Genomic DNA, 26986 nt, shown 5'->3' on the forward strand with positions numbered 1-26986 from the left:
CCGGGCGGCATCCCATCCCGCCCGCTGCCGCTTCGATGGTGGGGCTGGCTATACCGTGCCGTCGCGATCGCTCGGGCAGACTGTGAGAGTGAAGGACCGATGGATGCGCCGCTGGCTGCGAGCGTGGGGATACCTGGCCGTCGAGGCCGCGGTCTCGATCGCATCCGTGGTGTTCCTCTGCCTGGGCATCGTGCTGCTCCCCTTCATGATCCTCACGGGCGGCGTGCTGCTCATGCCCGAGACCGTGCAGAGCCTGCACCGCTGGACAGACCTGAACCGTCGACGTGTGGGCGCCTACCGGGGCGAGGAGCTGACGCCGATCGGCCACGTGCTCCCGCCGGGCTCAACGCGCGACGATCGTCTGCGCTCCGCGTTCTCGCGCGCCACCGGCCGAGACGTGCTGTGGCTGGCGGTGCAGGGGATTCCGGTGCTGTTCGTCTCTCTTCTGACAATCTCGCTCCCCGTCGCGGCGATCAACACCCTCGCCATCACCTACTACTGGCAGTTCGCCCCCGCCGACGACCCGGTCGGCTCGGTCTACCCCGTCACATCCTGGGAGCTCGCGGCCACGATGCCGCTGCTCGCGGTGGCGTATGCGCTCCTCGCGGTCTTCCTGATCCCGGCCGTCGCCCGTCTGGTGTCGTTCGTGTCGGCGAAGCTGCTCGCGACGCCGGAGAAGTCGCGCCTCGCGGCCCGTGTCGACGCCCTGACCCTCAGCCGTGCTGCCGCGCTCGACGCCCACGCGGCCGAGCTGCGCCGGATCGAACGCGATCTGCACGACGGTGCGCAGAACCGCCTGGTCAACGTGGTGATGATGCTCGGGATCGCCGAGCGCGCGCAGGAGATCGGCGGCGACGTGCTCGAGCCGCTGCGGCGAGCGCAGGATGCCGCAACCGAGGCGCTCGCAGGGCTCCGCCGCACGGTGCACGACATCTACCCGCCGATCCTCGACGAGCTGGGGCTGGAGGGTGCCCTGGCGTCGCTCGCCGGACGCAGCGTCGTCCCGTGCACGGTCGAGACGGACCAGATCGGACGTGTGCCGGCGGCGGTGGAGTCGGCCAGCTACTTCGTCGTGGCGGAGGCGCTCACGAACGTCAGCAAGTACAGCGAGGCGACCCGGGCCGCGGTGCGGGTCGAGCGCGACGGCGAGCTTCTGGTCATCACGGTCGAAGACGACGGCGTGGGCGGAGCGGTCGAACGGCCGGGTGGCGGTGTTGCCGGCATCCGGCGCCGCATCGAAGCCTTCGAGGGCGCTCTGGACCTGACGAGTCCGGCTGGAGGCCCCACCACCCTGAGAGCGGAGCTGCCATGCGGATCGTGATCGCCGAAGACGACACCCTGCTGCGCGAAGGGCTGGCTCTGCTGCTGCGCAGCGAGGGGTTCGATGTGGTCGCCGCCGTCGACAACGCCGACGATTTCCTCGACCGACTGGATGAGGCGGATGCCGCGGTGGTCGACGTGCGGATGCCGCCGACGTTCACCAGCGAGGGCTTGAAGGCCGCCGCCGAGGCCCGTGCCCGTCGCCCCGGCTTCCCCGTGCTGGTGCTCTCGGCGTACGTCGAGGATCGCTATGCCGGTGAGCTGCTGGCGGCAGGAGCCGACGGTCTCGGCTACCTGCTCAAGGAACGCGTCGGCAAGGTCGCGGCGTTCGTCGACGCCCTGCACCGCGTGGCCGCCGGGGGCACGGTGATGGATCCCGAGGTGATCTCGCAGTTGATGAGCCGTCGTCGCGCCGACGACCCGGTGCAGACGCTGACTCCGCGCGAGCGCGAGGTGCTCGGCCTTATGGCGGAAGGCCTCGACAACGGCACGATCGCCGACCGGCTCTTCGTGACCGAGACCGCGGTGAGCAAGCACATCGGCAACATCTTCGCCAAGCTCGGCCTCGCCTCGAGCGACAGCGGCCACCGCCGCGTGCTCGCCGTCCTGGCCTACCTCCGCTCCTAGCCCCCCCCACCTCCCTCTCCCTCTCCCCCCTCCTCCTCTCCCTCTCGGCGCTGAGACCCACTCTTGCCGCCGAGACCCACGGCTCTAGGCGCGTGCAGGCATGGGTCTCGGCGCAGGCGATGGGTCTCGGCGTCGAGCGCGGGGAGAAACTTGGTATTTAGTGTTGCTAAGTACCGGTACTCAGTGTTACTTTGTACCGGTACCCAGCAACACTGAGTACTGAACCGAGAAGGAGAGGAGGACCTGATGGGCAAGCAGATGACCGAGATGCTCAAGGGCACTCTGGAGGGCATCGTTCTGGCCCTCCTCGCCGAGCAGCCGGCATACGGGTACGAGATCACCACACGCATCCGCGACCACGGATTCACCGACATCGCCGAGGGCACGATCTACGCACTCCTCGTGCGCATCGAGCAGAAGAGCCTCGTCGACGTCGAGAAGGTCCCGAGCGAGAAGGGTCCGCCCCGCAAGGTGTACACCCTCAACGCGCAGGGCCGGCAGGAGCTCGAGGAGTTCTGGAAGACCTGGGATTTCCTCAAGACGCACATCGAACAGCTGAACAGCACGAACACCGACACCACGAACAAGGAGAACTGACATGGCCGCGAAGTGGATCGAAGCGATCACCGGATCGCTCGAAGAGAAGAAGCTGTACAAGCAGGCGCAAGCCCGCATCAACGCACTGCCCGAGCCGTACCGGGAGATGGCGAAGGCCCAGCAGCGCTACAACATGTATTACGGCGGCGTCACCGACGGCGACACCATCGTGAAGATGTTCCTCGACATCGCAGACATGTGGGAGCGCGCCGCACTCGACGGCACCCCGGTCAGCGCCATCGTCGGCGACGACCCGGTCGAGTTCGCCGAGAACTACGCCGCGGCGTACGGCGGACGCCAGTGGATCGACAAGGAGCGCGCACGCCTCATCAAGGCGTTCGACGACGCGAAGAAGAAGGAGGAATCATGACGAACCCCGCCATCTCGGTGCACGGCATCGAGAAGTCCTACAAAGATCTGCACGTGCTGCGCGGCGTCGACTTCGAGGTCGAGAAGGGCAGCATCTTCGCCCTCCTCGGCTCGAACGGCGCCGGTAAGACCACCATGGTGCGCATCCTCTCCACCCTGCTGAAGTCGGATGCCGGAACCGCGACGGTGCAGGGCGTGGATGTGGCCGCAGACCCGGTCGGAGTGCGCGAGCGCATCAGCCTCACCGGACAGTTCGCCGCGGTCGACGAGATCCTCACCGGACGCGAGAACCTCGTGCTCGTCGCGAAGCTGCGGCATCTGCCCGACGCCGGGAAGGTCGCCGACGACCTGCTCGCCACGTTCCGTCTGACGGATGCCGGCGGGCGCAAGGTCGGCACCTACTCGGGCGGCATGCGTCGCCGTCTCGACATCGCGATGAGTCTGGTCGGACACCCCGAGGTCATCTACCTCGACGAGCCGACCACCGGCCTTGACCCCGAAGCCCGCATCGAGGTGTGGGACGTGGTCAAGGAACTCGCGAACACCGGCACCACGGTGCTGCTCACCACGCAGTACCTCGACGAGGCCGAGCAGCTGGCCGACCGCATCGCGATCCTGCACGAGGGCCGCATCATCGCGAACGACACCCTCGCCGGACTCAAGCGCCTGCTTCCGGCCGCGAAGGTCGAGTACGTCGAGAAGCAGCCCACCCTCGAGGAGATCTTCCTCACCCTCATCGGCCCCTCATCCGGAAAGGAGAAGGCAGCATGACCACGCACTTCGCCGCCGACACGGCGACACTCACCGGCCGCTCCATGCGGCACATCTTCCGCAGCCCCGACACGATCATCACCACGGCAGTCACCCCGATCGCCCTGATGCTCCTGTTCGTGTACGTCTTCGGCGGCGCCCTCCAGCAGAGCACCGGCGTCGACAACTACGTGAACTACCTGCTCCCCGGCATCCTGCTCATCGCGATCGCGTCGGGCATCGCCTACACGGCGTTCCGGCTGTTCACCGACATGCAGAGCGGCATCTTCGAGCGGTTCCACTCCATGCCGATCGCCCGATCGAGCGTGTTGTGGGCCCATGTGCTCACGTCCCTCACGGCGAACGCCATCACCCTGGCGATCATCTTCGGCGTCGGATTCCTCATGGGCTTCCGCACCGGGGCGAGCTTCTGGGCCTGGCTCGGAGTCGTCGGCATCCTGATGCTGTTCACGCTGGCACTCACCTGGCTGGCGATCATCGCGGGCCTGAACGCCAAGACGGTCGACGGCGCGAGTGCCTTCTCGTACCCGCTGATCTTCCTGCCGTTCATCAGCTCGGCGTTCGTGCCCACCGACACCATGCCGGCACCGGTGCAGTGGTTCGCAGACAACCAGCCCGTCACCTCGATCGTCAACACCATCCAGGCGCTGTTCGCGCAGGAGCCGGTCGGGTCCGAGATCTGGGTCGCCCTCGCCTGGTGCGTCGGGATCCTCGTGGTCGCCTACGTGTTCGCGATCATCTCCTACCGGAAGAAGGTCAGCTGATCGACGCCAAGCGAGACGGGACGCTCCGACCGGGGAATTCTCCCCGGCCGGGGCGTTTCGCCGCGCTCGGCGGCACCTTCGGACCCAGGGCCTCAGACCGTGCGGAGTGCCGCCGTGGGCGACAGGCGCGCGGCGCTGATCGCGGGGTAGAGCCCGGCGATCACGCCGACCACCAGCGCCACGACCGGGCCACCGAACAGCACGACCGCAGGGATCGTCACCGCCTGCCCCTGGATCGAGGCGTAGACGACGACCCCGAGCGCGCCGACCGCGGCTCCGGCGAGACCCCCCAGCCCGCCGAGCACGATCGCCTCCGCCACGAACTGACCCGCGATCTGCCCCGAGCGCGCGCCGAGCGCACGTCGAAGACCGATCTCGCCGCGCCGCTCCAACACCGCCACCACCATGGTGTTCGCGATGCCGATCCCTCCGACCAGCAGAGCGATCGCCGCGAGTCCGACCGCGAGGCCGGACAGCGAGTCATCCGCGGTGTCCCGCGCACCGGCGAGGTCGCCGAGCCCGTTCACCTGCACATACGGGGACGAGGGGTTCGCTGCGCGGGCGATCGCATCGCGGACCTTCTCCCCCGTCGCACCGTCGGCCATGCGCACGTAGATCGCGGCGATCCTGCCGTCGCTCTTCTTCGCCACGTGCTCGGCCGCCCACCGGTCGCCGAGGAACGCACTCGCGTCGATGGATTCGGCGAGGCCCGCTGCGTCGAGGATCCCGATCACGGTGTACCACTGCTCGCCGATCCATACCCGCACGCCCGGCTCCGTGATGCCCATGCGCGCCGCAGCCGCCGCGCCCAGCACGGTCACCGGCAGCGAGCGATCCGTCTCGTCGAACCACGAACCCTTCGCCACGGATCCCTCCACCGACGACAGGAAGTCGGGACTCGCCGCATAGGCGGTCAGTCCGTTGCCCTGACTCTTCGGCATGAGGTCGTTGCGGTAAACACCCGTGTCGTCCGGCACCTTCTCGAGCACCCCGATCCGTTCGACCCCGTCCACCCGCTCGATCATCCCGGCGGCCGTCTCCGGCAGCTCGACCGGCTTGTTGTCGGGCCCGTAGCCCGGCTGCACGACGATCATGTTCGCGCCGAGGGAGTCGAGTTCGGCCAGCAGCTGGGCCTGGTTCGAGGCGGCGATGCCCGTGATCGCGGTGAGCGCCGCGATGCCCACCGCCACGCCGAGCGCTGACAGCGCCGTGCGCATCTTGCGACTGCGGGGACCGATGAGTGCCGTGCGGATGCTGTCAGCGACACTGAGTCGCGGCATCCGCTCCCCTCTGCGTCTCATGCGGCGACCTCTTCCTTCACGCGCGAGCCGGTGTCGCTCACGATCCGGCCATCGTGGATGCCGACCTGCCGCTGCGTGCGCTCGGCGATGTGCGGATCGTGCGTGATGATCACGACGGCCGTGCCGGAATCGGCGATCGAGGTGAGCAGTTCGAGAATGCGATCGCCCGTCGTCGAGTCGAGCGCACCTGTCGGCTCATCGGCGAACAGCACCGACGGAGCGCCGACGATCGCCCTGGCTATCGCCACGCGCTGCTGCTCACCGCCGGACAGCTGACCGGGTCTGTGCTTCATGCGCGCGCCGAGGCCCACCCGCTCCAGCGCTGCGGCCGCCCGGGTGGAACGCTCCGCCGACGGCACGCCGGAGTAGAGCAGACCGAGCGCGACGTTGTCGAGCGCGCTCAGTGCGGGCAGGAGGAAGAACTGCTGGAACACGAAGCCGATGCGGCGAGCGCGCAGCACGGCACGCTCGCGTTCGGGCAGAGCCGCGGCGTCGGTCCCATCGATCAGCACGGTGCCGCTCGTGGGGTCGTCGAGGGTGCCCATGATCGAGAGCATCGTGCTCTTGCCCGATCCCGAGGCTCCGACCACGGCCACCAGCTCACCGCTCTCGATCGCGAGGCTCATGCCATGCAGCACGCGCAGCGGCGGGTTGCCCGGGTACTCCTTGATCACGTCGACGAGCTCGACCACCGTGTCCGGGCTCATTGCGCCACCACCACGGCATCGCCGGCGGCGAGTTCTCCGCCCGTGACCTGCACCTTGGTGTCGGCGATCAGTCCGACCTCGACGGCGACGCGTTCGACCTTTCCGCCCTTGCGCAGCACGTCGACCGCGTAGCCGCCGTCGGTCGTCGCCACCAGGGCTGTGACCGGCACGACCAGAGCATCCTTCACCTCCGACGTCGCGAACACGACCTTGACCGCGCGCAGCCCGATGCCCTCGGCGACGGCCGGGTCGTCGAACTCGACGTCTGCGGTGGGCGGAGTGGTCTCGCCCTCCTTCTCGGTCGGCTGCCCGCCGGGGTCGACGGCGGTCACGGTCGCCGGCGCCTCCGTCCCATCGGGCAGGATCACGGTCACCTTCGTGGCAGGCAGGATCTCGCGCGCCTGTGCATCCGTCAGCTTGGCGACCACGCGCAGCGTCGTGCTCGTGTAACTGAGCGGACTCGACCCCGCCGGGTCTCCCAGCTTCGCCGTGACCGACTCCACCCGCACGGATGCGGCGCTGATCGCGACGATGTCACCCAGCTTCACGATGCCGTCCTGCGGCACCCCGAGCGACTTCTGCCAGGCCTTGACGTTGGTCTCGGTGACCGCGGTGAACTCGTCGTCGATCGTCATGTTCTTGCCGAATCCGAGATCGGCGAGAGCCTGTTCCAGTTGACGGACGTCCGGGCCCTTCTCGACGCCGACGCCGAGGTCGCGCCAGAACGGACGATCGCCGCGCATCGCGATCACCGGCTTCCCGTCCACTTCGTAGATCGCCTGCCCGACACCGATCTGCTCCCCCGCCGCCGGCAGGCGGGTGATCGTGCCGGCACGGCCCGGCAGGGCGACCGACGCCCCGTAGCTCAGGGTTCCGTTGAGGCGCAGATCGGAGGTGAGCGTGGTGAGCTCCGCCTCGACCGTCACCGGCGCCTTCTCCTCATCCGGTGACTCGGCCACCGAGCTCCAGGGCTGCAGCACGGCCACGGTCACGGCGGCCGCCACGAGCAGCACTCCGACCGGGACGAGCACCTTGGTCAGCCGGCGGCTCATTCGTCGTCCTTCGACGGAAGGACGGTGGCGGCGGAGACCATGCCCTCGAAGTACTCGCTCATCACCGCGAACCAGTCGAAGTCGACGGCTTCGATGCTCTCATGTGTGAACATCGGGGGCATGTCGCCCGTGGTGTCCGCGCAGGCTTCGAGAAGCGTGCGCGCCTCGTCTTCACTGATCCCCTTCGGCAGGGTGAGCATGCCGTCAGCATCGGGGTCGGCGAAGTCGGCGAAGCCGTTCTTTCTGGCGCAGGAGGCGAAGGCGAGACCGGACTCGATGATCTCCTCCGGCGAGATCATCTGCGTCTGCGCTCCGGAGTCCGAGATGTCGGGCTTCGGCTGCGTGAACTCGGGGACCTTCTCTTCACAGGTCTCCCACGCGGCGCGCTGCCCGCCCTCCTCCGGGTAGCCCGATGCCGCAGTCGATGCGAGCCACGTACCGTCGTCGTCCGAGAAGACCATCGTCATGGCGAGGTCCTCGTCGTCGCCCGAGCCCGCTTCGACCGACATCATGCCGCCCGTCGAGGTGCCGCTCGCGGGACCGTCGGGCATCAGCATCCCCACCTGTCCCCCCTCGACGATCTTCGCGGTCTGCCCCTCCTCGGTGAGGCAGGTCACGAACCGGGCGGCCGCCGCATCGTTGGCCCCGTCCTTCGCCTTGTCGTCTCCCGATGGTGCGCTGCACGCGGCGAGCGTGAAGAGTGCGAAGACAGCGGGGATCGCCGCCCACGATCGGACTGCTCTCGAATCGAACATGAGGTTCCCTTTCTCGCGGTCGCAGCTCATCCGCGACGTGCAGTCAGTTCTACGGAGGCGGTGGTTTGCTGTCGGTATGACGGCGCCTAACCGGAAACTAACCGCGGCACACGCACCCTCGGATGACGGAGGTGCCATGCGACTGCTGCTGGTGGAAGACGAGGCCGACCTGGCCGACACGCTCGCCGACGGCCTGCGCCGCGAGGGCTACCTGGTGGAGGTCGCCCGCGACGGAGCCGCAGCCCTGACCTCCGCGGCCTCGAACGACGTCGACGTGATCGTGCTCGACCGCGACCTGCCGGTGCTGAGCGGCGACGCGGTGTGCCGCACTCTGGTCGCGCAGGAGTATCCGGCACGCATCCTGATGCTCACGGCCGCAGGGACCCTGAACGACCGTGTCGAGGGCCTCGACCTCGGCGCCGACGACTACCTCGCCAAGCCGTTCGCGTACGTGGAGCTGCTGGCCCGCATCCGAGCGCTCGGCCGTCGTGGCGGATCTGCGCGGACGAGTGCCGTGCAGGAGTTCGCCGGAGTGCGCCTCGACAGCGCTCGACGCATCGTGGAGCGCGACGGCAGCCCGATCCGGCTGACGCTCAAGGAATTCGGGGTGCTCGAGACGCTTCTCGCCGCGGAGGGCGGCTACGTCAGCGCGGACGACCTCCTCGACGAGGTGTGGGACGAACCGCAGGAGCGCACACGCGGTGTGGTCAAGATCGTGGTGCACACGCTCCGACGCAAACTCGGCTCGCCCGAGGTGATCCACTCCGCGGCAGGACACGGCTATCGAGTGGGGACGACCGCATGAGACGTATGAGCTTTCGCACCCGACTGGTGATCATCATCACCGCGGTCTTCATCGCGGCCGGTGCCGCCCTGCTCACCGTGCAGTACCTCGTGGTGCAACAGCTGTTCTCCACGGCCATCACCACCACCGAGGCCAGTTGCCTCCCGATGGCGGCGGTCCTGCAGGTCGGCGAGGGGTCGAGCGCGACCGATGGATCCGACGTCAGCGAGGTGACTCCGCTCCCCGACGGCAGCAGCCTCCTCTGGGGCCAGGCCAGCACCGGCTGCGGGTACTACGCCGGATCCATCGACGCGCAGCTCGCGGTGCCGTCCCAGACCCTGACCTTCGACGCCGTGGAAGGCGCGGTGCTGCAGCAGTCGAGCTTCCTCGCCGACGAGGTGGGCAACGGGCTGCTGCTGTGGTCGGTGGTCGTGCTCGTGGCCTTCACCGGGGTGGCCGCCGCGATCGCGTTCTGGCTCGCGCGCCGCTCGCTGGACCGCATCGGAGAGGTCACGGCCGCCGCGCGCGACATCTCCGAACGCGACCTCGGCCGACGCCTCGCTCTGCCGGGGCCCGACGACGAGATCAAGGAGCTGGGCGACACGATCGACGGGATGCTCGACCGGCTGCAGTCGGCGTTCACCGCCCAGGACCGCTTCGTGGCGAACGCCTCGCACGAACTGCGCACCCCGCTGACGACGACGCGCACTGCGTTGGAGATCCCCCTCGAACAGGGAGCGGTGCCGGCGGACCTGCAGGCCAACATGCAGCGGGCACTGCGGGCGACCGAGCAGAGTGAGCGGCTCATCACGGCGCTGCTCGCCCTCGCGCGTGCCCGCACCGGCCTGGAAGAGGTCGAACCCGTCGAGCTGCGCACGCTCATCGAAGACCAGGTCGACGACCTCGACGCCCAGGAGATCGAGGTGCACACGAACCTGCGCGACCTCACGGTCGAGGGCGATGCGGTGCTGCTGGCCAGGGCCGTGCGCAACCTGCTCGAGAACGGCATCCGCCACAACGTGCCCGGCGGTGAGCTGTGGGTGCGCTCCCGACGGGAACGCGGACGAGCCGTCATCGAGATCGAGAACACCGGGGCGCAGATCACCCCTGCCACCGTGCAGCTGCTCACCGAGCCGTTCTACCGCGGCGATGCGAGTCGCACCTCGGCCGGCCCGGACGGCACCGGGCTGGGACTCGCGATCGTGCAGAGCATCGCCAAGACCCATGGCGGCGAGGTGCGCCTGCGCGCCCGTAAAGGCGGCGGCCTGATCGCCGCGATCGTCCTCCCGCTCTGACCCGGCCTACTTCCGGTCGCCCCGACCGACGACCTCCATGCGCTGCGTAAACGTCATCCGGTCCTGGACGACCCGCTCCGGGTCCCACCCCGGACCGGGCGTCGAGGCGATGAGGAGCTGCGAGTACGGGTGCTGCGGGTTCCGCAGCACGTGGCCGGTCTCCCCCTGTTCGACGACCGTGCCGCGGAACAGCACGAGCACACGGGAGCAGAGCTCGCGGATGACGGCGAGGTCGTGGCTGACGAACAGATAGCTCACCCCCGACTCCCGCTGGATCTCGGCGAGGAGCTCGAGCACCTGCGCCTGCACGGAGACATCGAGTGCGGACACCGCCTCGTCGAGCACGACGAGGCGCGGAGACACCGCCAGCGCGCGCGCGATCGCGACGCGCTGCCGCTGACCGCCCGACAGCTCGTGCGGCTTCGCGTCGGCGTGCCGCTCGGTGAGCCGCACGCGTTCCAGCAGCTCTCCGATCGTGCGGTCGATGTGCGCGCCCGCCCCCTGTTCCCGCAGACGCAGGGTGCGCCGCAACGCCTCGCGCACGGTCAGCCGGCGATCGAGAGAACCGTTCGGGTCCTGGAACACCATCTGCACCGCACGAGCCCTCGCAAGACGCTCGGCTCTGCCGCGCGGTCGACTGAGGCGGTCGATGCCGTCGATCACCGCGGACCCCGCGTCGGCGCGTTCCAGACCCACGAGGATCCGAGCGATCGTCGATTTGCCCGAGCCCGACTCACCGACGAGGCCGAGCGCCTCACCCGACTCGATGGCGAAGCTCACGTTGTTCACCGCGACGACGCGCTCGGATCCCGGACCCATCCGAAAGGCCCGATACAGCTCGGAGACCTCCACCAGACTCATGACGCCTCCTTCGTGTCGAGTACAGGGGCCGCGGCGATCAGCGCGAGCGTGTACGGATGGACGGCGTCCGCGAAGAGCCCCGGCGTCGTCAGCGTCTCGACGATCTCGCCCTGGCGCAGGACATGGATCCGATCGCAGATCGCGCCGGCCAGAGCCAGGTCGTGGGTGATGAAGAGCATGCCGAGACCACGTTCTCTGATCTGGCGTTGGAAGATGGCGATGATCTCGGCCTGCGTCGTCACGTCGAGCGCACTCGTCGCCTCATCGGCGAGAAGGAGGGCGGGATCCGTGCTCAGCGCGGAAGCGATGACCACGCGCTGGAGCATGCCGCCCGAGAGTTCATGCGGGTACTGTCGCATTCGCCGCTCCGGGTGGGTGAGTCCCACCGCGGCGAGGAGCTGGACGATATGCGCCTCGGCGCGGCCTCGTCGCCAGCCGTGCACGCGGACGAGTCGTTCGGCGAGTGAATCCCCGATGCGACGCACGGGGTTGAGCGCGGAACGCGGATCCTGCTGCACCAGCGAGACGGATTCGGAGCGCACGCGCCGCCGGGTCCTCTCATCGGCCGCCACCATCTGGGTCCCGTCGACGCGGATGCTCCCCGCGATCGTCGCCTCATCGCCGTAGAGGGCGAGGGCCGCGCGCGCCGTCGTCGACTTGCCCGAGCCCGACTCCCCGACGAGCCCGACGAGCTCGCCGCGGTCCACCACGAGGCTGACGCCGGTGAGGATCCGAACCGCGTCGTCGCCTTCGCCGAACGCCAGATCAAGGTCCTGTATGTCGAGGAGCATCATTCATCCCTTCGCAAGCAGTCGGTCGGCCACGCGCACCCCGGCGACGTTCACCGCGATGACGACGATGGCGATGGCGGCACCGGGGACGAGCGTGGGAAGGAACTCCCCCTGGATGATTCCGGGTTGCCCCTCCTGGACCATCAGGCCCCACTCCGAGCTCGGAGGCTGCGCCCCGAACCCGAGAAAGCTGAGCGTCGCGAGACTCATGAGGGCTTCGCCGAAGAGGACGACGAGATACCCGACGAGCGGAGGGAGCAGATTCGGGATGACTCCGCGCACGCAGATCGTCAGGCCGCCGAGCCCCTGAACCCGGTACGCGTCGATGTAGGGCCGCGTCATCTCGCTCAGAGCCAGGCTGCGCGTGTACTTCGCGATGACCGGCGCGTATGCGAGCGCGAGCGCCACGATCGCCGTGGCCGGTCCCTTGCCGAACACGGCGATGACGAGCACGACGAAGAGCAGTCCGGGGAACGCGAACATGACGTCGGTCACGCGGGCCAGGACCGTATCGATCCATCCGCCTCGCCACGCCGCCAGGACACCGATCGCCACCCCGAGCACGGTGGCGAGCGCGAGCAGCACGACCGGTCCGACGAGTGTCTCACCCGCTCCGATGAGAAGCCGGGAGAAGAGGTCGCGCCCGAGCTGGTCCGTGCCGAGCAGGTGCTGTGCGCTCGGCCCTTCCCAGATCGCTCCGAAGTCGACGCTGTCGGCCCCGTAGGGGGCGAGGAGCGGGGCGAAAGCTGCCGCGACCGCGATGAGCGCGAGGAGGCCGCAGGAGATCCAGAACCCGACGTCGGATCCGGAGCGCCGACGGCGGCGCACCCGTGGGAGGAGCACGGAGGTCATGCGGACACCGTCCTTCGTCGGATACGGGGGTCGAGCACGGGAAGGAGCAGATCGACGATCGTCGTGACGATCATGTAGGCGACGACCATGAACAGGAGCACCGCCTGCACCACCGGGAAGTCGTGCGTGTTGATCGCGTCGACGAGGAGCGAGCCGACGCCGGAGATCCCGAACACCGTCTCGACCGCGACCGTTCCGGCGATCATGCTCGCGATGACGAGCGCGACCATGGTGATGATGGGGCCCCAGGCCCCGCGCAGGACATGATCGCGCACGATGTACCGCTCGCGGAGACCCGAGGCGCGGGCGGCCTCGACGTGTTCCGAGGAGAACTGCTCGATCATGGACTGTCGTGTCACGCGGCTCACGATGGCGAGCGCGGTGATGGCGAGGGTGAGCGCCGGGAGCGTGAGCGCATACAGACGATCGAGTCCAGCGGAACCCGCACCTGCCACGGGGAACCATCGCAGTTCCACGGCAAAGAACGCGACGAAGGCGATTCCCAGCACGAAGGAGGGGATGCTCGCTGCGAGAGTCGTGAATCCGATGATGGCGGTATCGGCCGCCTTTCCTCGGCGCACGGCCGCGACGATGCCGAGGCCGATGCCGACGACCGTGAGCACGACGGCCGCGTAGGCGACGAGCGACAGGGTGATGGGAACCCTCGCCGCCAGGAGCGCGCTCACGGGCTGGTGGTACTGGAACGACTGTCCGAAGTCGCCGGTGAGGACTCCGGAGGCCCAGTGCCAGTACTGGACGAGCATCGGCTCGTCCAGGTGGTACTGGGCCCGGACGCTCGCGATCCGCTCCGGGGTCAGGTTCTCGGGGTTGCCGATGAGGAACGTGACCGGGTCACCCGGCGCTGCGTACATCGCAGCGAAGATGATGAAGGAGGCGATCACCAGCGTGAAGACCATGCCTGCGAGCTTGCGGAGCGCGAATGGCATCGTGACTACCCCTTCGCGCTGCCGAGATCGACGGCCCACGGGTAGTAGATGAACGCTGCAGAGGCGGGGACACCCGTGACCGCCTTCGACATGATGAGCGTCGACGGCGTCGCGACGACCGGGATCCACACCGCGTGCTCCACCCAGCGCTTCTGCAGCTCTGTCGTGATCTCGGCGCGCTCGACGTCATCCGTCGCGGCGTAGCCCTCGTCGACGAGCGCATCGTATTCCGGGTCGGAGAAGACGCCGAAGTTCACGCTCGCATCGGACGCGCCGTTCTTGTAGAAGCCGAGGGGGTCGTTCTTCGAGATGTAGTACTCGTCGGGCCACAGATCGGCCTGGCCTCGGAGGTCGGGGTCGGAGTAGAAGTCACCGTACTGCACCTGCGGGATCACGGTGATCTCCGCCTCGAGCCCGATCGATTGCGCCGCGGCGACCAGCGCATTCGCGATCACGTTGTGCGTCGACGAGCCGTTCGAGGCGACGACGATCGGGGCGGAAGGGGCGCCGGCCTCGGCGATCAGGTCCTTGGCCGCCGCGAGATCGGACTCGCTCGGCTTCGCGGGCGCGCCCTCGAGAACGTCGTAGGCCTGCTCGAAGGTGTCGGCCTCGTATCCCCAGGCTCCCGAACCGACGGGTGTCTTCCACGGCTGGGCGAGACCGCCGAAGGCAGCCGTGGCGACGCCGGTCCGGTCGAGGGCGAGCGAGAGGGCCTGCCGGATGCGCTCATCCGTCAGTGCGCCGCGATCGGTCGTCTCGAGCACCCATGCGTTCGTCGAGGGTCCTTGATACACGGACACATCGGCGCTCCCGATGAAACTCCGGGCGGCGCCGGCGTTCTCGAGGAACGACCCCTGGGCCTCGCCCGTCGTGACCGAGTTGGCTATCGCGGTCTCGTCGGCCCATCGGAAGACGACCTCGTCCGTGAGGGCATCGACGTCGGAGTTCCAGTACTCGGGGAACCTGGTGATGGTGAGCTGCGACCCCGCGTCCCACGACGTCACCTGGTACGGCCCGCTGCACGCGGAGGCGGAGCCGGGGCTGCCGAAGCCCTCCCCTTCGGCTTCGATGACGCGCGGGTTCCAGACGATACCGCCGTCGCCCGCCATCGCCTGGAGCAGAATCGCATCCGGCTGCGATGTCGTGACAGTGATCTGGTCGGTGCCGGTCTGCTCGATCGAGACCACGTTCCGGTACTCGTCGGATTCGGCGGCACCGTCCTCGGAGTGGCGCTGCATGCTCCACACGACGTCCGCCGTGCTCACGGGGCTGCCGTCGTGGAACAGCGCCCCCTGCCTGATGGTGAAGACGAGATGGGTGTCGTCGGTCCACTCGGCGTCCGATGCCAGCCCGGGACCGAGGGTCAGGTCGGGCTGCACCTGCATGAGCCGGTCGCAGACGTTCGCGAGAACCGTGTCATCGGCGGTGGTGGCATCGATGTCGGCATCGAGTGTCGTCGGCTCGCCGCCGAGCATCCACGTCACGCTCTCGAGCGGACCGGAGGCGGCGGGTGTCGTCGCACCGAAAGGCACGTCGAGGGCGGCGTCGCCGTCTTCGCCCTTCGACCCCGAACTGCAGCCGGCGAGCACGAATGCCGAGGCGGCGAGCACGCCGATCGTCACGGTGATGGGGTGATGCTGCTTCTTCATTGAACGCTATCTCCTCGGGTTCTCAATCTGTCGGTCAGGGGGAGGGGAGTTCGTCGTGCGGGCCGTCGTAGAGATTCCAGGGCAGCACCTCGTACTCGGTTTCGCAGGGGAATCCGTTCGCGACGCGGTATTCGCCGGTGGTGAGGTCGACACAGCTCGAGAGGAGCGTCGACCACTGCTTCACCGAGGGGGAGTCGGGATGCGGATGTGTGCAGACGCCCTCGGGGAAGCCGAGGTGATCCGACATCGCCTCACGCACGAGCGCGTAGCTGTGTTCGGGGTTCTCCGCACGAGCGACCGCCGCCAGCCCGGCCTGGACACGCGGCAGACGAAGCAGCGAATCCGCTGCCACCGGAAGGTAGGACCCGGCGAGCTGCGGCGGCACGGAAGCCTGGAAGTGGTTGGTGTGCGCGATCACGCCGCGTTCGGGATAGATCCAGTCCACGCCGCTCGGCGTGGTCTCGAGGTCGATGCCGAATCCGCTGCGGTCGGCGAGGAGCGCATTGCTCGCGATATGGGGACGGGTCTTGACCAGCATCCTGAGCGCGCTCGCGATATCGCCCTGATCGAGCACGAGCCGGCGGATCAGGGTCTGCGGCACGCCGACCGCCGCCCCGAAGCTCCCCCCGAGGCCGTTGGCGTTCAGCGAGATACCGGCGGAGTTGGCACCGTGGCGTCCCACCTGCCCGGCTTCCACCTGCATGATCACCGTGGGAAGCGGATCCTGCACGACGCGGACGATGAGGGTCGTTCCCGCGGTGCGCGTGCGCCAGTCCCAGTTCTGCCCGACGAGCGTGTGCCCGGTGCCGCTGCCCTCACCTGTCAGGAAGAACGACGTGCAGCCGTCGACGGCGTCGTCGCGCTCGTCGTCGGCGGCACGGGCCGCGGTCCTCGTGACTCGCGACGGTCCCTGGTGGTCGTAGACGAACTCACCGCGCACGTTCAGCGTGACGATCTCGGCGAAGGCGACACCCGCCCCCTCCGCGATCCCCCGCATCTCCTCGACGAGGTGCGGCGCGATCTGCTCGCTGATCGGAACCCATCGCGAGACGGAATCCGTGATCCCGGCCCAGCTCATGCCGGTCTGTTGGGTCAGCGCTTCCGTGTAGTACTCGATCGAGCCGGCGATGAGGTCGGCGGCGGCCTCGCCGTATCGGCGCCCGCGCTCGCGGGGCGCCCCACTGATCTCGATCGTGCGGATCGGTGTCATGACCGCCATTTGACCTCCCTGTCAGGTGCGCCTGTTGCGCAATGAGGTTGCACCCGGGATGATTGAATCATCCGTTACGGATGATGCGCCTCTCGAACAGAATGATACAGCAATGGAACCGTTTGTAACAAGCGATACAGAGAACCCTGCGCTCTCCGGCCTCCGCGCGCGCATCGCCAGGACGTGGAACGACCTCTCGAAATCCGAACGTGCCGTCTGTCGCGTGCTCTCATCGACGTCAACTGAGCACATCCTCTATGCGAGCGCCGCCGAACTGGGCACCCAGAGCGGCACCTCGAACGCCTCCGTCGTGCGCACCCTGCAGAAGCTTGGATACTCGGGGCTCTCACATCTGAAGCAGGAGGTGGCCGCTCCGTTCTCGAGCAGCGTCTCGCCCGAGGTGCGCCTCAGGACCCGCATCGAGCACATCGGCCAGGACCTCGCCCGCATCCAGCAGGAGACCTGGGATGAGGCGGCGTCGCTCATCGAACTCGCACGCAGCTCGAACGACGACGCTGCGTATTCCGCCGCCATCACGCTGCTCATGCGCGCCGAGAGCATCTACTGCTACGGCCTCGGCGCCTCCGGGATCGCCGCTGACAACCTCGCACTGCGCCTACGACGGACGGGACTCTCCACTCGGCGGCTCAGCACCGACGGATTCCGTCTCGCAGACGAGGTCCTGAACCTCGAGGCGAAGGACGTCCTCGTCATCTTCGCGCCTGGACGGGTCACCCGCGACATCGATGTACTCCTGGACCACGCACAGTTGATGGGCGCCGGCGTCATCCTCGTGACCGACGAGCTCCACGAGAGGCTCTCCTCCCGTGTCGACGCGATCCTGACCGCACCCCACACCCCCACAGGACTGACTTCCGAGAGCCTCTCGGCGATCCTCATCTCAGACGTACTGGTCCAGGGCATCTCCGCTGTCGCGCCCGATGCGGCATTGCGCTCTTCGCAGCTGCTCAACGACGTTCGGGCACGACTGGGTTACTGAGCCCCCGGCCGCTGCCCCCCTCTCACACGGCTCCGGTCATACGTCAGTTCTGCATGGAGATCTGCTGCCCTTCGACGAGCGGGTAGGCGACCAACTCGGAGCCATCGAGGTCCTCACGGTGCATGTCGACCCCGGTGATCTGGCTGTTCTCATAGGTCGTGTAGTAGTAGATCCCCTTGTCGGCGTTGCAGCATGACGAGTAGATGGTGATCTCGTACTTCTCCTCGTCGCCCACTTGCACGCATCCGCGCTGCTGGGCGACGGAGCCGAGGATCTGGAAGAACTGGCTGATCGACTCCGACTCGGAGCTCCCCGAAACGGAGTTCATCCGCGTGAACACCGCCTTCACGAATCGTGATGACGACGACAGGTCCCCGGGGAGACCCATCCCGCCCATCCCCCGGCTGTAGGTATCCAGAGGCACGTCAGGGGCGAACGTGTTCTGCGGCTGCCGGGTCGACAGATGCATGTAGTCGTTCAGCCGGAAGCTCTGGATGTCGAACGTGGGATTGTTGGTGAGAACGCCCCAGGGATTGTCGTACACCTTCAGGCCGTCATGGACGCTCTCCACCGTGATCGAGGCCGCACCGTCCGAGATGATCCAGTGCAGCGGCGACAGCGGGAACTGCGCGCTGAACGAGATGTCGGCGAGGTTCACGGTCTCCAGCGCTTCCTTCACCTGCGCCACGGAGTCGAACTGCCCCAAGACCCACGGGATGAACTCGAAGGGCGTGACGTTGGTCGCCTCGGAATCCTCCGCCGGGTAGTACGCGTTGTCGGGGAAGTTGAGCCCGGCCATACCGAGCCCCTTCTCATTGACCGCGTCGTAGTACAGCGGGTACCCGTCCGAGATCGTCGCGATGCCGATGATCGCGTGATGCGTAGGCATGGACGCGAGTCGGCGGAACGGGAACGAGAAGTTCCTCGGCGTGATGGTGACCGTCTCGTTGTACGAGAACTCGAGATCGAGATTTCTCCCGAAGTAGTGGTCGACGGTGGTGAAGCTCAGTCCTGTGCACATCGTTCCCTCTCCGTTCCGGGGCCCGGTCGGGTCCTCGAACGGCCATGGTCGCACTCGTGGTCGCCCAGCGTAAGGGGGGTGACGCAAGCGCGAAGGAGGGCCTCCCGGCGCGGGAGGCCCTCCTTCGTGAAGCGGGAGCGGTGTCAGCTGGTGACGGTCCAGTCGAACTGGTCGCCGTACTGCTTCAGCCACTCGTCGACCGCGTCGGCTTCCTTGCCCTCGCCGTACTCGTTGACCACGAGGTCTTCGAGCGCACCGTACTGCTCGTCGTCGAGCTTGATCTTCTCGATCAGCTCGGCGGCCTCGGGGAACTCCTCGGCGAAGCCATCGGTGCCCAGGAAGTGCAGGCCCTCGGCCTTGCCCATCGCACCCTTCGGGTCCTCGAGGTCCTTCACGGGGAAGGCGTCGTTGGCCCAGAACGGACGCCACAGCGTCACGACGATGTCCTCCTGCTTGTCGGTCGCGGTCTTCAGCTCGGTGAGCATCGCCGCGGTCGACGAGGTGACGAGCTCGTACTCGCCGTCGAGACCGTACTCGGGCATCATCTTCTGCGTCTGGGCGGTGAGGCCCGCGCCGGGCTCGATGCCGTAGATCTTGCCGTCGAACTCGCCGCCCTTGCCCACGAGGTCTTCGATCGAGTTCAGCTCGGAGTACTCCGGAACCGCGAGGGTGAGCTTGGCGTTCTCGTAGTACTTGCCGAGGTCTTCGATGTCGTCACCGTACTTCTCCATGTAGGAAGCGTGGGTGAGTTCCGGCCACGCCGAAGGATAGATGTCGACGTCGCCCTGGGCGAGCCCGGTGTAGAGCGGGCCTGCCTCGGTGAGCGTCTTCATCTCGACCGTGTAGCCGATCTTCTCGAGCTGGTCCTGCAGCAGGTAGGCGGTGCTCAGCCCATCGGTCCACGAGGGCAGGAAGCCCAGCGTGATGGTGCCCTTGTCGTCGCCGCTGCCGTCGCCGCCGCCCGTGCCACCGGCGCCGTCGCTGCTGCAGCCCGCGAGGGTGAGCGCCGCTGCGGCGCCGAGTGCGGTGATTGCGAGGATCTTCTTCTTCATGTGATTTCTCTCTCTTGCGTTCCGTATGGGTGTTGTTCCGTAGGGGTGGAGCTTTCAGCGCACTCCGCCGCCGACGGCGTTGCGTCGCGGCGCGACCTCGGCGCGTTCCGCCGCAGCTGCGGCGTCCTGCTGCTCCGAGACCTCAGGAGTAGGAGCGGATGCTGTTCCGCCACCGTTTCCGCGCGGGGTGCGACGCCGCGCGAGCATGCCGAGCAGCGACGAGCGGTTCTCGCCCGGAGCTCCCAGCGCCGCGGTGACCCGGTCGAGGAAGACCGCGATCAACACGACACCGAGGCCGGCCTCGACGCCCTTGGGGATGTTGATGGTCGAGATCGCCTCGACCACCATCTTCCCGAGGCCGTCAGCTCCCGCCATTCCGGCGATGACCGCCATCGACAGGGCGAGCATGATGACCTGGTTGACGCCGGCCATGATGGTCGGCATCGCGAGCGGGAGCTGGATGCCGCGGAGGATCTGGCCCGGCTTCGCGCCGAACGCCTGACCGGCCTCGACGGTCTCGGAGTCGACACCGCGGATGCCCAGCTCGGTCAGACGCACACCTGGGGGCAGGGCGAAGATCACGGTCGCCACGAGGCCGGGCACCACGCCGATGCCGAAGAACACGATCGCCGGGATCAGGTACACGAAGGCCGGCATGGTCTGCATGAAGTCGAGCACGGGCTTGAGCACGGCGCGGACGGTGGCGTTGCGCGCCGACCAGATGCCCAGCGGCACGGCGATCAGCACCGCGATGATGGCGGCGACGAGCACGAGCGCCAGGGTCTGCATCGCGGGAACCCACAGGTCCATCCCGACGATCAGTCCGAACGACACGACCGTGCCGATCGCGAGCTGCCACGAGCGCACGACCCAGGCGATGAGCGCGGCGATCACGATGATGACCACGAAGTTCGGGGCGAGCAGGATGCTCGTGAGGCCGTCGACGAGGAAGCTCATCACGAACGAGATCACGTCGAGCAGACCGTCGAGGTTGTCCTTGACCCAGTCGACGACGGACTCGATCCAGGTTCCCACGGGGATGCGGAAGCCATCCATCAGCGCACCTCCTCCGTCTCGACCTGGGCTCCTGAGCTTGTCGAGGGGCCCGGGTCGGCGGTCCACCCGTCATCGAGCACCGCATCGATCTCGGCCTGCGGCATCGGCATCAGCGGAAGCGTGATCTCCTCGGTCGCGCCGGGTCCGGGACCGAGGGCGGCGAGCAGCGTCACGCGCGGGATCACCCCGACCAGACGGCCTTCGGCATCCGTGACCGCGAGCGGCAGGGGAGACTCGACGGCCGGCACGAACAGGTTCATCAGCACGTCGTCCTCCCGCACGCTCTGCAGCACGGGCTTGATGATCGAGTCGAGCGTGGTCGCTCCGTTGCGCACGAGCTTCACCGCGTCACGGTCGGTGACGACACCGATGAGCTGCCGGTCCTTGCCGACCACGTACGTGGCCGACATGTAGGCGTCGCGCATCTGACGCAGGGCGGTGCGGGGTCCCGCGGTGTGCGGCACGACGGGGCGCGGGCGCTCCATCACGTTGGCCGCGGTGAGCACGCGGGCACGGTCGACGTCCTGCACGAACTGCTCGACGTAGTCGTTGGCCGGGTCCATCAGGATGTCTTCCGGTGTGCCGATCTGCACGATGCGGCCGTCGCGCATCACGGCGATGCGGTCACCGAGGAACATGGCCTCGTTCAGGTCGTGCGTGATGAACACGATGGTCTTCTGGAGCTTCTGCTGCAGTTCGAGCAGCTGTTCCTGCATCTCGCGCCGGATCAGGGGGTCGAGCGCGCTGAACGCCTCGTCCATCAGCAGGATGTCGCTGTCGGCGGCGAGCGCGCGGGCGATGCCGACGCGCTGCTGCATACCGCCGGAGAGCTCGGACGGGAGCTTCTCGCCCTGTCCCTCGAGTCCGACCAGCGAGAGGATCTCCTCCGCCTTCGCCAGGCGATCGGCCTTCGGGGTGCCCTTGAGCTCGAGCGGGTAGGCGACGTTCGCGGCGACCGTACGGTGCGGCAGCAGGGCGAAGTGCTGGAATACCATCGAGATGCGGTCGCGACGGATCTCACGGAGTCGCGACGACGGGATACCGGTGATGGGGTCGCCGTTCACGGTGACGGTGCCGTCGGTGACGTCATGCAGCCCGTTGAGCATGCGGATGATGGTGGACTTGCCGGATCCCGACAGGCCCATGATGACGAAGATCTCCCCGCGGTTCACGGAGAAGCTGGCGTCGATGACCGCGGCGGTGCCGGCATCCGCGACGGCGGTTCGGCTCTCACCGGCCTTCAGCCGACGGACGGCGGCGTTCGGATTCTTACCGAAAACCTTGTACAGATTGCGCGCTTCGAGAGCGATTTCGGACACGTTTCCCCTGCGGCTCGCCTTCGGGTGGCTGAGCCTGCTTCGGTTACGCCCGGGTGATCCCCTCAAGGCCGTTCGACATGTCTGCTGTGGCGGCACGGACGGCGGATTTCGGATCCACCGCGATAGAGCATCGACCGTACGTCCACGCCTCTTCGCAGCACAGCTCATCGAAAGAAGGACGTGGTCGCGGACTGGTCTTCGGGCCGTCAGGCCCACAGACCAACGTAACGAAATGGCCGATCAGGGGCAAATCCCGGTCGCGCGGGGTGGCCTCGTTTCGGTGGCTGACCGGGGGATTGCACGGGTATTCAACAATCCCTCCCACGGTGGTTCCGCGGTCAGGAATCCGAGGTCTGCGCGCTCCGGATGCTGCGTGTGACGGTGAATTTCGGGGTGCGTTCGACCTGCTCGGTCGACCCCACCAGCCGGGTGAGTTCAGGGCGATAGGCGAGGGAGGAGTTGTACACCGTGAAGAGTTCTCCGCCGGGCCGGAGCACACGCGCCGCGGCCTCGAACAGCCGCGTCGCCGCTCCCGTGTGCACGCTCGCGCCGAGGTGGAACGGCGGGTTCAGGAGCACCACGTCGAAGGAGGCATCGGGAAGCGCGGAGCCGGCGTCGTCGTGGGTGACCGTGACCCTGTCGGCGACTCCGTTCGCAGCCGCCGTCGCGCGGGCGGATGCCACTGCAGCGGCAGACCGGTCGGTGGCCGTCACCTGCGCTTCGGGGTGCGCGAGGGCATAGGACACGGCGAGCGCACCGGTGCCGCAGCCGAGGTCGAGCACACGTCGGGACGCAGTGTCGTGAACGACTCCGGAAGGACGTCCATCTTCCGGCCCGCTCCGGTGCGAATCGCGCCGATCCGGGGCATTCTTGCCGAGTTGCGCACCGGTCAGGCCGAGCACCTCCAGCAGCACTCGGGTTCCGATGTCGAGGCGCGGCCCCGCGAACGCGCCTCCGTGGGCGACCAGCGTCAGCCCCTCGTGCTGCGCCGCCACCGGGAACGGCCGGTCCGCGGCGGCGGGGCGCGGCTCCGCGGCCACGATCAGTCGCGACTTCCGCTCGGCGCGTTGGGCCTGCACGTGCGCGAAGCTCCGCCCCAGCACCTCGTTCTGGCCGAGGGACATGTGCTTCACGCGGCCTCCGGCGACGAGCACCACGTCGGGAGCAGCCCAGCGGGCCACGGCGTCGGCGATCTCCTCGAGTTCCGCGAGCGACTTCGGCAGCTGCAGCAGCACCAGTTTCGCGCCGGTGAGCAGGTCGGCATCGAGCTCGTGCGGGTGGAACAGTCGGCCGAAACCCAGACCATCCGTCTCACGCTCGGCGGGTTGCCCCGCGACGTGCCCTGCCCCATTGAGGTCGTCTCCGTTTCGGCCGGAAGCACCCGCAAGCCCGAGCTCTTCCGCATTGCGCTGCAGTGCCAGGCGACCGGTCGCGAGGTCCTGATGCACCCGGATGCCGTGGCGCCCTCCCGCGGCAAGAGCGAGCGTGATCGCGCCGTACTCGTCGCCGATGACGACCGTCTCGGAGCCGTCCACGTCGAGCGCGAGCGCCCGTTCCACGAGCAGCAGGTCGGTCGCGTCATATGCCTGCAGGTTGTCCGCCTCGACGTCGGGCCAGCGGCGCAGGCGACTGTAGGGGAACTCCGGCACCAGCCCACTGTACGCGGGCGTCGTAAGGATTTCGCATGTGTTGTTTTCGCCCGATTCACGACTTTGTGAATCGGGCGTACGCTCCCGCGCATGACCACCGTCATCGCCACCCGCAATCTCACGAAGCACTACGGCCACACGCACGCACTCGACGGCCTCGATCTCACCGTCGAGCAGGGCCAGGTGCACGGGTTCCTCGGCCCGAACGGCGCGGGCAAGTCGACCACCATCCGCATCCTCCTCGGCCTCGCGCGGCGCACCGGGGGTGAGGTCGAGGTCTTCGGCGAAGACCCCTGGGATCGCGCCGTCGACCTGCATCGACGCATCGCCTACGTGCCAGGAGACGTCAGCGTCTGGCCGAACCTGTCCGGGGGCGAGGCCGTCGACCTGCTCGCACGACTGCGCGGCGCCCGCGCGAAGGACGCCGCCTACCAGCACGAGAAGAAGCGCCTGATGGACGCGTTCCAGTTCGACCCGCGCAAGAAGGGCCGCGCCTACTCGAAGGGCAATCGGCAGAAGGTCGCTCTGATCGCGGCGTTCGCCGTGCCTGCCGACCTCTACATCCTCGATGAGCCGACCAGCGGACTCGATCCCCTGATGGCGGTCATCTTCCAGCGTGAAGTGGCCCGCGCCCACGCGAACGGCGCGACCGTGCTGCTGTCGAGCCACATCATGAGCGAGGTCGAGCAGCTGTGCGACCGGGTGTCGATCATCCGCGCGGGCCGCGTCGTGGAGGCGGGAACCCTGGCGGAGCTGCGTCACCTCACCCGCAGCGACGTGTCGTTCGCCTCCGCCGGCGCCACCCTCGAACAGGTCGGCCGCATCCCGGACGTGCACGACCCCGTGCAGCAGGGCGACCGCATCCGCCTCTCCGTCGACAGCGATCGCACGGCGACGGTTCTCCCCGCACTCGCCACCCTCGGCATCAGCGACCTCCGCGTCGCCCCGCCCTCGCTCGAGGAGCTGTTCCTGCGCCACTACGGCGATGACCTCGCCGGCCTCGAAGCGGCCGAAGACGGCGAGGCGGAGCACGAAGTGCCTTCCACCCGCCGCGCGCTGAAGGACCGTGCGTGATGACCACGTTCGGCGTGCTGCTGAGACAGCGACTGCGCCGCGATCGGCTGCAGCTCGCGCTGTGGATCGTCGGTACGGCCCTGATGGCCTTCGCCGGATACGCCGGTGTCAGCCAGTCGTACTCGACTCTTGCCGACCGGCAGAACATCCTCGCCGCCGCGCTCGCGAATCCGGTGATCCTGATGTTCCGCGGGCTGCCGTCCGGCACGTCCGAAGGGGCGTTCCTGGCTTTCGAGGTGCTGCCGTGGCTGGCGTTCCTCGCCGCCCTCATGAGCACATTCCTCGCCGTGCGGCACACCCGGGGCGACGAGGAGGCGGGACGGGCTGAGCTCGTCTGGGCCACCCCCGCCGGGCGCCGCCTTCCGACGGTCGCGACGATCGCGCACGGGGTCCTCGCGAACGTCGCCCTGGCCCTGCTCACGGTGCTCGCGCTGGTCGCCACCGGCCTTCCGCTCGCAGGATCGGTCCTGGCGGGGGCCGCAGCGGCGTCCTGCGGCATCGCGTTCCTCGGCGTCGGCCTCCTCGCGGCGCAGCTTCTGCGCACCTCTCGAGGCGCGAACTCCCTGACGGTCTGGGCGCTCGTGGCGATGTTCCTGATCCGCGGCATCGGCAACGCGGCGGGCACCCCGAGCGACGATCTCACCCGCATGACGAGCGCGTGGCCGGCGTGGCTGTCCCCCTTCGGGTGGGTGGAGCAGTCCCGCCCCTACGACTCCGACCTGGTCTGGCCGGTGCTGCTCGGCCTAGCCTTCGGACTCGTGCTCGCCGGCGCATCCGTCGCTCTGCAGTCGATGCGAGACTTCGATGCGAGTTTCGTCGCGGAGCGCCCCGGCAGGGTCTCGGCACGGCCCGCGCTCGCCTCGCCGCATGCCCTGGTGTGGCGGCTCACGTCCAGGGCGATCGTGGGGTGGGCGGTCGGCGGAGCGATCACCGGCATCCTCGCCACCACCCTGAGCGGACTGGTCGACCGGATCTCGGGCGAGAACCCGGCCGTGGCCGACATCCTGACCAAGATCGGCGGAGCGACAGGCGGGCTCGACGAGGTCGTGGTCACCGTGTTCTTCACCCTTCTCGGCATCCTCGCCGCGTGCTGCGCCGTGCAGATCGTGGTGCGCGCACGGCAGGAGGAGGCGCACGGCACAGCCGAGGCCGTGCTGGCGACCCCGGTCGGTCGTGTGCGCTGGCTCGCCGACTACGTGATCGTCGGCGTGGTCGCGGTGCTGATCGTGGTCGCCGCCGCGGTGCTCGCCGGGTGGGTCGGCATCCGGGTGAACGGCGGCGCTGAATCGCTGTACCGCATCGTGGCGGTGGCGGGGCTCGGCCAGGCGTTCGCCGCATCGGTCTTCGCCGTCCTCACCGCGCTCGTCTTCGTGCTGCTCCCCCGCGCGACGACGGCCGTATCGTGGAGCCTCGTCCTGCTGGCGACCCTGTTCGGGATGTTCGGTCCGTTGTTCGGACTGCCGGAATGGACGATGAACCTCTCGCCCTTCGGGGTGACCCCGGTGGTGGACGGCAGCGGCGTGGATGTGCGCGGCCTGTGGTGGCTCGTGCTCGCCCTGGTCGCGGGAGGCGCAGGAGCCCTGACCCTGATGCGACGCCGTGAGCTCGCCCCCGGAGCCTAGGAGGAGCACGATGCCTGACGACCGCGACGCACCCTCGCCCGACTCCCACCGCGGGACGGAACCCGCCGAGCAGGCCGCCGCCATGATGACCGCCGCCGGGATGCCGCGGATGCCTGCGCGCGTGATGATGGCGCTGATCGCCGCTCCCGGGGGCGGGTACACGGCCGCGCAGCTCGGCGAGCGTCTGGGCGTCTCGGCCGCTGCCGTCTCCGGCGCGGTGCGCTACCTGCAGCAGCTGCACTTCATCCAGCGTCGATCGCGCCCCGGCGACCGGCGCGACCGCTACGAGTTCGTGCACGATCCGTTCTACAGCTCGATCGTCGGGAACATGCCGGTGTACTCGCGCCTTTCCGAGTACATCGACGAGATCGCCGCGGAGCACGACGACGATCAGGGCGCCCACGACCGCGCGATCGAGCTCGCCGAGTTCTTCCGCTTCCTCTCCACCCGCATGCTGCAGATCGTCGAGGACTGGCGCGCCCTCCGCCGCGACTCCTGACCCTCGTCCCACTCCCCCACCCACACCCACACCCACACCCAC

Annotated in this window: 27 protein-coding genes; 12 read left to right on the top strand and 15 right to left on the bottom strand. The window is 68.2% G+C overall.

The genetic code is table 11. The features are described from left to right. Positions 1-88: 88 nt before the first annotated feature. From MOX01_RS00545 to MOX01_RS00570, 6 genes are all read left to right on the top strand, one after another. Positions 89-1321, top strand: coding sequence for a sensor histidine kinase (locus MOX01_RS00545; protein ID WP_230977757.1), 1233 nt, complete (start codon positions 89-91; stop codon positions 1319-1321). Further along, positions 1309-1947, top strand: coding sequence for a response regulator (locus MOX01_RS00550; protein ID WP_113680813.1), 639 nt, complete (start codon positions 1309-1311; stop codon positions 1945-1947). Before MOX01_RS00545 ends, MOX01_RS00550 begins: the two co-directional genes overlap by 13 nt. 246 nt (positions 1948-2193) lie before the next feature. Continuing rightward, positions 2194-2544: a PadR family transcriptional regulator gene (locus MOX01_RS00555; RefSeq protein ID WP_046748117.1), complete on the top strand. Its 351-nt coding sequence runs from the start codon at positions 2194-2196 to the stop codon at positions 2542-2544. A 1-nt stretch (position 2545) separates the two neighbouring features. Next, complete coding sequence (locus MOX01_RS00560; protein WP_061017439.1) at positions 2546-2914, top strand: DUF1048 domain-containing protein; 369 nt, start codon at positions 2546-2548, stop codon at positions 2912-2914. Then, positions 2911-3684, top strand: coding sequence for an ABC transporter ATP-binding protein (locus MOX01_RS00565; protein ID WP_061017442.1), 774 nt, complete (start codon positions 2911-2913; stop codon positions 3682-3684). The genes MOX01_RS00560 and MOX01_RS00565 overlap by 4 nt, the downstream gene beginning before the upstream one ends. Then, positions 3681-4448: an ABC transporter permease gene (locus MOX01_RS00570; protein WP_046748114.1), complete on the top strand. Its 768-nt coding sequence runs from the start codon at positions 3681-3683 to the stop codon at positions 4446-4448. The genes MOX01_RS00565 and MOX01_RS00570 overlap by 4 nt, the downstream gene beginning before the upstream one ends. A 92-nt stretch (positions 4449-4540) precedes the next feature. On the opposite strand, the gene MOX01_RS00575 is transcribed toward MOX01_RS00570, so the two are convergent. Genes MOX01_RS00575 through MOX01_RS00590 form a run of 4 tightly spaced genes read right to left on the bottom strand, consistent with a single transcriptional unit; the run spans position 4541 to position 8263 of the window. Then, on the bottom strand, positions 4541-5749 hold the full coding sequence (locus MOX01_RS00575; protein WP_082682522.1) for an ABC transporter permease: 1209 nt from the start codon (positions 5747-5749) through the stop codon (positions 4541-4543). Further along, positions 5746-6456: an ABC transporter ATP-binding protein gene (locus MOX01_RS00580; RefSeq protein WP_061017445.1), complete on the bottom strand. Its 711-nt coding sequence runs from the start codon at positions 6454-6456 to the stop codon at positions 5746-5748. Before MOX01_RS00580 ends, MOX01_RS00575 begins: the two co-directional genes overlap by 4 nt. Beyond that, the gene (locus MOX01_RS00585; protein ID WP_141368060.1) at positions 6453-7508 is read right to left on the bottom strand and encodes a peptidoglycan-binding protein; all 1056 of its coding nucleotides are present in this window, start codon (positions 7506-7508) and stop codon (positions 6453-6455) included. Before MOX01_RS00585 ends, MOX01_RS00580 begins: the two co-directional genes overlap by 4 nt. Continuing rightward, positions 7505-8263, bottom strand: coding sequence for a hypothetical protein (locus tag MOX01_RS00590; protein WP_141368061.1), 759 nt, complete (start codon positions 8261-8263; stop codon positions 7505-7507). The genes MOX01_RS00585 and MOX01_RS00590 overlap by 4 nt, the downstream gene beginning before the upstream one ends. Before the next feature lie 136 nt (positions 8264-8399). Here MOX01_RS00590 and MOX01_RS00595 point away from each other — a divergent pair, with 136 nt between their 5' ends. Both MOX01_RS00595 and MOX01_RS00600 read left to right on the top strand, forming a co-directional pair. Then, the gene (locus MOX01_RS00595) at positions 8400-9068 is read left to right on the top strand and encodes a response regulator transcription factor (protein ID WP_113680817.1); all 669 of its coding nucleotides are present in this window, start codon (positions 8400-8402) and stop codon (positions 9066-9068) included. Positions 9069-9073: 5 nt separating this feature from the next. Further along, positions 9074-10342, top strand: a complete 1269-nt coding sequence (locus MOX01_RS00600) for a sensor histidine kinase (protein ID WP_170224066.1) — start codon at positions 9074-9076, stop codon at positions 10340-10342. Between the two features lie 6 nt (positions 10343-10348). Here MOX01_RS00600 and MOX01_RS00605 read toward each other — a convergent pair whose 3' ends face one another. From MOX01_RS00605 to MOX01_RS00630, 6 genes are read right to left on the bottom strand one after another with little or no spacing between them, the layout of a single operon-like run. Further along, entirely contained in the window at positions 10349-11203 is an 855-nt protein-coding gene (locus tag MOX01_RS00605; protein WP_058630825.1) for an ABC transporter ATP-binding protein, read from the bottom strand. Further along, the gene (locus MOX01_RS00610) at positions 11200-11997 is read right to left on the bottom strand and encodes an ABC transporter ATP-binding protein (RefSeq protein WP_218028584.1); all 798 of its coding nucleotides are present in this window, start codon (positions 11995-11997) and stop codon (positions 11200-11202) included. Before MOX01_RS00610 ends, MOX01_RS00605 begins: the two co-directional genes overlap by 4 nt. Beyond that, positions 11998-12846, bottom strand: a complete 849-nt coding sequence (locus MOX01_RS00615; protein ID WP_141368063.1) for an ABC transporter permease — start codon at positions 12844-12846, stop codon at positions 11998-12000. Further along, positions 12843-13793, bottom strand: coding sequence for an ABC transporter permease (locus MOX01_RS00620; protein ID WP_029258835.1), 951 nt, complete (start codon positions 13791-13793; stop codon positions 12843-12845). Before MOX01_RS00620 ends, MOX01_RS00615 begins: the two co-directional genes overlap by 4 nt. A 5-nt stretch (positions 13794-13798) precedes the next feature. Further along, positions 13799-15442 carry an ABC transporter substrate-binding protein gene (locus MOX01_RS00625; RefSeq protein ID WP_058630829.1) on the bottom strand — a complete coding sequence of 548 codons (1644 nt, stop codon included), beginning with the start codon at positions 15440-15442 and terminating at the stop codon, positions 13799-13801. Positions 15443-15476: 34 nt separating this feature from the next. After that, positions 15477-16661, bottom strand: coding sequence for a C45 family autoproteolytic acyltransferase/hydrolase (locus MOX01_RS00630; RefSeq protein WP_058630830.1), 1185 nt, complete (start codon positions 16659-16661; stop codon positions 15477-15479). A gap of 103 nt (positions 16662-16764) precedes the next feature. On the opposite strand from MOX01_RS00630, the gene MOX01_RS00635 reads away from it, so the two are divergent. Beyond that, entirely contained in the window at positions 16765-17652 is an 888-nt protein-coding gene (locus MOX01_RS00635) for a MurR/RpiR family transcriptional regulator (RefSeq protein ID WP_082738530.1), read from the top strand. Between the two features lie 43 nt (positions 17653-17695). Here MOX01_RS00635 and bsh read toward each other — a convergent pair whose 3' ends face one another. From bsh to MOX01_RS00660, 5 genes are all read right to left on the bottom strand, one after another. Then, complete coding sequence (bsh, locus tag MOX01_RS00640; RefSeq protein WP_141368065.1) at positions 17696-18673, bottom strand: choloylglycine hydrolase; 978 nt, start codon at positions 18671-18673, stop codon at positions 17696-17698. Between the two features lie 143 nt (positions 18674-18816). Next, positions 18817-19725 carry a glycine betaine ABC transporter substrate-binding protein gene (locus MOX01_RS00645; RefSeq protein WP_046748102.1) on the bottom strand — a complete coding sequence of 303 codons (909 nt, stop codon included), beginning with the start codon at positions 19723-19725 and terminating at the stop codon, positions 18817-18819. Between the two features lie 54 nt (positions 19726-19779). Further along, positions 19780-20781 (bottom strand): ABC transporter permease, encoded by a 1002-nt coding sequence (locus tag MOX01_RS00650; RefSeq protein ID WP_058630834.1) that lies wholly within the window; start codon positions 20779-20781, stop codon positions 19780-19782. Next, the gene (locus MOX01_RS00655; RefSeq protein WP_061015287.1) at positions 20781-22100 is read right to left on the bottom strand and encodes a quaternary amine ABC transporter ATP-binding protein; all 1320 of its coding nucleotides are present in this window, start codon (positions 22098-22100) and stop codon (positions 20781-20783) included. Before MOX01_RS00655 ends, MOX01_RS00650 begins: the two co-directional genes overlap by 1 nt. Positions 22101-22438: 338 nt before the next feature. Continuing rightward, a complete protein-coding gene (locus tag MOX01_RS00660) occupies positions 22439-23749 on the bottom strand; it encodes a class I SAM-dependent methyltransferase (protein WP_141368066.1) in 1311 nt (436 codons plus the stop codon). A 90-nt stretch (positions 23750-23839) separates the two neighbouring features. On the opposite strand from MOX01_RS00660, the gene MOX01_RS00665 reads away from it, so the two are divergent. From MOX01_RS00665 to MOX01_RS00675, 3 genes are read left to right on the top strand one after another with little or no spacing between them, the layout of a single operon-like run. After that, entirely contained in the window at positions 23840-24823 is a 984-nt protein-coding gene (locus MOX01_RS00665) for an ABC transporter ATP-binding protein (RefSeq protein ID WP_141368067.1), read from the top strand. After that, complete coding sequence (locus MOX01_RS00670) at positions 24823-26445, top strand: ABC transporter permease (protein ID WP_141368068.1); 1623 nt, start codon at positions 24823-24825, stop codon at positions 26443-26445. The genes MOX01_RS00665 and MOX01_RS00670 overlap by 1 nt, the downstream gene beginning before the upstream one ends. 10 nt (positions 26446-26455) lie before the next feature. Next, positions 26456-26944 (top strand): GbsR/MarR family transcriptional regulator, encoded by a 489-nt coding sequence (locus tag MOX01_RS00675; protein ID WP_141368069.1) that lies wholly within the window; start codon positions 26456-26458, stop codon positions 26942-26944. The last annotated feature ends 42 nt before the right edge of the window (positions 26945-26986 follow it).

This window comes from Microbacterium oxydans (assembly GCF_006540085.1).
Taxonomy (GTDB): Bacteria; Actinomycetota; Actinomycetes; order Actinomycetales; family Microbacteriaceae; genus Microbacterium; species Microbacterium oxydans.